Source organism: Citrobacter sedlakii NBRC 105722 (assembly GCF_000759835.1).
GTDB lineage: Bacteria > Pseudomonadota > Gammaproteobacteria > Enterobacterales > Enterobacteriaceae > Citrobacter_A > Citrobacter_A sedlakii.
The window spans coordinates 1-714 of the sequence record NZ_BBNB01000028.1; the positions used below are offsets into that span (position 1 = coordinate 1).

Below are 714 nucleotides of genomic sequence, written 5' to 3' on the forward strand. Positions count from 1 at the left end.
CGGCGTCGTAAATTCGTCTTTACCGTCAGGGATCGGAGTAACCAGTATAGTAGCCTGATCGATGGGTCTGATGTTACTGCCCGTATGCGATGGAATGTCGCCGTTTTCCGATCTTTCCGGTGTCCAGGTTATCAACGGGCCATCAACACCGTGAGCGGGGGTGAACTCATAGCGATTATTTTTTTCAACCCACTTCATTTCAGCCGTGCGCACACCTTCATACGGCGTGCCTTCACCCGTATGGACGCCGTAGACCCGCATGTTGCCCTGTTCATCCTGCCGCCAGAAGAACCTCACGCGGGTCGTGGCTTTTGCTCCGGTCAGCGCTTTCTGCCGCAGCTCTTCCTCGTACCAGAATTCATCTCGTCCGGGGACATTGCCGCTGCCTTCACCCGCAGACGGGACATACAGCGCGGACATCATCGCGCCCACATAAGGAATGCCGCGGGCGGCTCCCAGTGCGCCGGTTAAGGACCACTCTCCCCACACCTGCGTCATGACGCCAGTTGCCGCCCCCAGTGCAAGCGGTGCGGCGGATGCCTCTGTGGGGGCTTTTTCGCTCCCGGCATCGGGTTTGCGTTTTTTGGCTGACTGAGCATGCTGAACGACTTTATCATCTTCATGAGCATGCTGATGACCATACCCACAGCAGTCATCTTCAACTGGTTGGGCAAAAATCGTCATCTGGCCGAAGTTGTCTACAGGCTCGTCGGT

General features: G+C 56.9%; 1 protein-coding gene. It reads right to left on the reverse strand.

From position 1 onward, the window contains the following. A partial coding sequence (locus tag CSE01S_RS21900) for an S-type pyocin domain-containing protein (protein WP_042293188.1) occupies window positions 1-714 on the reverse strand: 714 nt, incomplete at both ends.